Genomic DNA, 4,178 nt, shown 5'->3' with positions numbered 1-4,178 from the left:
ACCGTGGTAATCTTCGACATGACCGCTCCCTCCCGTGGATCATTGCTGACCCACCTTGGCACACTAGATGCCGTCGGGGGGCGGTCACACCATCAGAGCCCCTCTTGTCAACAGGACCTATTCCTTGCCATATAGGACTACCTTACCTGAAGGCAGTCCTCAGTTTTGGATTGTCGCCAGTTTATGCCACCTCAACTTCAGCCAGACTTTTCAGTCCCGGGCTCCGTTCTAGGTGAAAAGCAGAAGCGTAAAGTCGTAGTTAGTACGCGAGCTTTTTTGGCTAATGTTACCACCTCTAGCCGACACTCGCAAAAACCACACTAATGACTCGACGAGAGTAAAGCATGCGATTTGTCCACCAAGTGCCGTTAAACAGGCTAAAGCTGCGGGAAGATGAATTTTCTTGGCAAGGGTTTTATATGAAAGATCCACATTTTTTCCTCCGTCGCGACAAGAAACGCACAGAAGATTTTACAGACCTAATTTTGGGGAATCTGAGCGACGAGGAAGTGTCTGCGCTTCTTTCAGAATTCATAATTCGGACAGGAGGAATTACTGGAGATCGCATGGTGTTTCGCGTGATTTCGTCTGCAGGTGAGCCCAAAGAGAATATTGTCGCAGTTTTTGATAGTCTACATGAGATTGTACGAACCTCTATACGAAATATTTCACTTGCCTTGAAGGACTGCTTTCTCGATTTTGATGGAGGAAATTGGAAGATGGTATTTCTCTTGTCATGAGTTCTTCATAGGTGGTCGTTTTCACGACTTTCTTTACGAAGACTCCCTTCTCGCTCCAGCGCGCCCACTGATGGTAGAGCGTCTTGCAAAGACAAGACGCCTTCGGAACGTGTCGTCAATCCAGTTCATTACGGCTTCAGAAGATAATTCCGCCCATGATGCGCCATCATCGATCCAGGGCTTGCCGTGGGGACGTGGGTAAATAGGGCGCCAAGCGCCCCATCTACATGTCGCCGCTCTGATTTGATCAGATTATTTATTTTGCCTGAATTGAATGGAGAATTTGAAATTATGTTATCTCAAAGTCTTGCTCGTCAGCATTACGCTGAATAATGCCATGAATAATTGAAATGATGCAGTAGGAAGATGTTATGCCAATTAGATCGGCAGACCAAGACATGAAATCAGATGGGCAGAAATGGTCTCGCGCTATAAGTTCTATTCCAGTGGCCAGAGATATGGAAAAGGCAGTGACAGGAAGGAGAAGGCCGGGCATCAAGAATGATGTGGGCAGCAATATCATGCCGAAAAAGATGGCATGAGTTATTTTGTCGGAGGCAAAGAGCTCAAATGATGGAGGCCAGAAGTGGCAGGTTACTCCTGCCGCAGCAAGGGAAGCAAGAATTGTGGCCGTGATATTTAATAAAAGCTTCCAGGTCATGAAGATATACTTCCCCTTTTATAAGTTTACTTAAAATTCTCCACTTATAAAAATATCAAGCACACGGAAGCGCTTTTGTTCTTCTTATTGAGTGCTGCAGTGAGAGCATTTATTCTTTAAACCGATTTCCGACAAGAGGGGCGGCCTTGATGATCTCTCTGCTAGTTATTTGTAAATAAATGATAATTTCAAGAAGTGGGGTGCGACCTCTCCGCAATTTCCTACCTATACCCATTCGAATAGAATCTAGTTCAAATGGGTGTGTCACTGAGAAAACATGCGGCGAAGATAGATCTAATCTGGTTATATGAAGCTACTTGTAATGCAGCCTGTACGTAAGACCGCATGTCTTTTTCACCGGCCCGGCCCTGACGGATCAGCCTGTATGCTGATCGCGGGGCGACGGGTGCCGTCCGTTTGCGATGGGGGAAGACATGCGGAACGCCCATGGAACGATCTACGTCAGAATTGATTGGCCGAGATCGGCGATGTGCGGCGGGTCGAGACACCTGTGACGCTGATGGCCTATCTCGGGCTCGTGTCGAGCGAATACTCGACCGGCAAGACGACCAGGCGCGGCGGCATCACCCGCGCGGGCAACGTCCGCGTGCGGCACAATCTGATCGAGGGGGCTTGGACTTACCGCCTGCAGGCACAACCAGGCGAGCGGAAGCTCTACATCCTCAGAGAGCAGTCGCTGGAGGTTCAGGACATTGCGTAGAAGGCGCAATCTCGCCTGACGGCCCGATATCGCAAGCTCAGCCAGCGCGGCAAGAAACCGACCGTCGTCACCGCGGCAATCGCGCGAGAGATGGCGGCGTTCATGTGGGACATCGCCCGCCGCACCATGCCCGCGCGCTGAGCTCGCTCCCCGACGCGCCCAATGGCGGGCGCGAGGTCGGCGGCAGGGGAATATCCGACACTCGCTTTGTGGCCAGCTTCGTGCTGACGCCCGTTGTAAGATAGGAATCGCCCCGAGACGCACAATCGGTCCTGCGGTATCCAGCCCGCGCATCAGAGCTTGTTCACCGACGTCTTCAGACCTCGTGCCCACACTTGGGCGTCCAGACCACGACGAACGCCCGGGCGTTCCAAATCGCGTGGCGCGCCCCTTGAAAAAAGACATCAGAGCGGCGCCTGCGGCCCACGTTGTAGATGAGCTCTGGCACCGCGAGGTGATACCCATCCCATGATGGCGAGGGCGGTTCTCAATGTGCGCGACAAATTCGTTTCTCAAATCTCTGGGCGTTGAGTTCTACGCGTTGGGTCACCGGCTTTGGCCGGACGATGCGAAGGCCTCGCGCTGTGGCAGAGACCTTGGAGCCGGGGGCGACAGTGCATGCGGCCGCCGGTCGGTATGGCATCCGCCCGAACCAGCTCACGGCCTGGCGGCGCCTGGCAAAGAACGGACAACTGGTTCTCCCCGCCGAGGAGATCGGCGAACCAGTCTTCGCTCCGCTGGTCGTTTGCGATCCGGTCGAGACGAACGCGGTGGCATACGCGAAGCCCAAGCAGATGATCCGGATCGTCAAGGGAGCGATGCTGATTGAGCTGTCGCTCGACACGTCGGCAGATCGGATCGCCGCGCGCGATCGCGCATGCCCTGGAAGCATCGACATGCTGATGCCGTCCCAAGGTGTCCACATCCTGGTGGCGACCAAGCCGGTAGACTTCCGCAAGAGACATGACGGCCTGGCCGTTTTGGTGCAGTCGATCCTAGCCGAGGATCCGTTCACCGGGACGGTCTTCGTCTTCCGGGCGAAGCGAGCAGATCCCCGTACTCCTCACCGTGCTATTGCGACGCCTATGCCGGGTGCAGGTCAAGGGCGCGCATATCTTGATCTGATGAAGCTACCGATGGCGCGCAGCAGCGGGATGGTGACAGTTGCAAGGCTGATACCGCAAACGTCCGCGATCACGTCATAGCCATGAACATGGTTGCCGTGCAGCCTGAACAGCTCGAGCACGACGGCAAAAAAACAGGCCAGCGGCACCATCCAGATCATCCAGTCCGGGCGAAACATTCCGACGGGCAGCATCAGCGCGGTAAAAAGGAGCACGTGCTCCGACAGATGGCCCACCGGTATGCGCGGCCATCCGAGGGATGGCCGACAAATTCGACAAGGACGATGCCTGCGGCAAGGGCGACTGTCAGTTTTGCAATCAGGATGTCACGGAGCTTCATGCCCAAGCCTCTGGAGTGAATGGCTGTCTTAAATCGGAAAAAAGGCACGAATATTGTGCGAAATTTGCACGGCCCCCACAGGGTGGCAAGATGGGATTTACTGCTGAACTGGATCGGTATCTGGTCAGTTCCGGTCCCTACAGGGAGCACGCCATGAGTCCGGTCCTTGCCGCCGTCATCCGCCATTATCTCGACGCCTATGCCGGACTGATGTCGGTGCTGCTGGTCACGCTGCTCGCGGTCTATGCCTCGACCAGCGGCAGCGTGGTGTTCCTCTTCGCCTAGTCCGTCACCCGGATTGCGGGCCGGGCGCTGCGGCAGCTGGAGATCACCATGAGACAGGAAATCCGCCCTGACGATTATTGATCAAAGACGTTATTTGCGCGCTGTCACTTTTGTCCGCAGTCTTGCAGGCTGGGGTCATTCGCAGTTTCGTGCTTGGCCTTGTCCACTTCTCTTGTGCGCGCCACCTATGTGGCAGACGTGGGCTGATGAGTCATGGCCCCGGCGGGCAGCAGCGCAAGCACAAGAAGGGCGGGGCGGAACAGGCGGAGCAGGGTCATAGCGGCAGACATCTCGGTTCGGCGTGCAT

The 4,178-nt window shown here is 54.9% G+C and carries 5 protein-coding genes; 4 read left to right on the top strand and 1 reads right to left on the bottom strand.

The window, feature by feature from the left end:
- Positions 1–344: 344 nt before the first annotated feature.
- The gene (locus BLR51_RS27605; protein WP_131821917.1) at positions 345–740 is read left to right on the top strand and encodes a hypothetical protein; all 396 of its coding nucleotides are present in this window, start codon (positions 345–347) and stop codon (positions 738–740) included.
- Positions 741–1,029: 289 nt separating this feature from the next.
- On the opposite strand, the gene BLR51_RS27600 is transcribed toward BLR51_RS27605, so the two are convergent.
- Positions 1,030–1,401, bottom strand: coding sequence for a hypothetical protein (locus BLR51_RS27600; RefSeq protein ID WP_131821916.1), 372 nt, complete (start codon positions 1,399–1,401; stop codon positions 1,030–1,032).
- A 472-nt stretch (positions 1,402–1,873) separates the two neighbouring features.
- Between BLR51_RS27600 and BLR51_RS28625 the strand changes: the two genes are divergently transcribed.
- From BLR51_RS28625 to BLR51_RS28530, 3 genes are all read left to right on the top strand, one after another.
- The gene (locus BLR51_RS28625) at positions 1,874–2,122 is read left to right on the top strand and encodes a transposase (protein ID WP_375342706.1); all 249 of its coding nucleotides are present in this window, start codon (positions 1,874–1,876) and stop codon (positions 2,120–2,122) included.
- A 584-nt stretch (positions 2,123–2,706) separates the two neighbouring features.
- Complete coding sequence (tnpB, locus tag BLR51_RS28390) at positions 2,707–3,327, top strand: IS66 family insertion sequence element accessory protein TnpB (RefSeq protein WP_165616964.1); 621 nt, start codon at positions 2,707–2,709, stop codon at positions 3,325–3,327.
- Between the two features lie 412 nt (positions 3,328–3,739).
- Complete coding sequence (locus tag BLR51_RS28530) at positions 3,740–3,871, top strand: hypothetical protein (protein ID WP_278184874.1); 132 nt, start codon at positions 3,740–3,742, stop codon at positions 3,869–3,871.
- The last annotated feature ends 307 nt before the right edge of the window (positions 3,872–4,178 follow it).

It is taken from the genome of Salipiger marinus (genome assembly GCF_900100085.1).
Classification (GTDB): domain Bacteria; phylum Pseudomonadota; class Alphaproteobacteria; order Rhodobacterales; family Rhodobacteraceae; genus Salipiger; species Salipiger marinus.
This window is presented reverse-complemented; position numbering and strand designations above follow the sequence as displayed.